We start from the raw sequence: 271 nt of genomic DNA, 5'->3' as shown, positions 1-271 counted from the left end.
GACCCGTACGAAGAAGAGCCGATTATCGAACGGGCGGCAAGGCGTTATTTCCTGGGCATCACAACAAGGAGATGCGCGATGAAAACCCGCAAGCTAGGAACTGAACTTGAAGTCTTCCCGGTCGGCCTCGGTTGCATGGGCATGAGCTTTGCCTATGGCGGCCAGCCGGAAGCCGAGGCGATCGCTACCTTGCACCGCGCCGTCGAGATCGGTGTCAACTTCTTCGACACGGCCGAGGTCTACGGCCCCTTCGAAAACGAGATCCTGCTGG

Annotated in this window: 1 protein-coding gene; it reads left to right on the top strand. The window is 59.0% G+C overall.

Annotated elements, in window-relative coordinates; genetic code table 11:
• Positions 1–78 precede the first annotated feature (78 nt).
• Positions 79–271, top strand: a 193-nt coding sequence (locus X744_RS0139510) for an aldo/keto reductase (RefSeq protein WP_031261661.1), incomplete at its 3' end; no start/stop codon positions are given.

The sequence above is a fragment of the Mesorhizobium sp. LNHC252B00 genome (genome assembly GCF_000502955.1).
Taxonomy (GTDB): domain Bacteria; phylum Pseudomonadota; class Alphaproteobacteria; order Rhizobiales; family Rhizobiaceae; genus Mesorhizobium.
Note: the sequence above shows the minus strand (reverse complement) of the source record. Positions and strands in the feature narration are given on the sequence as shown.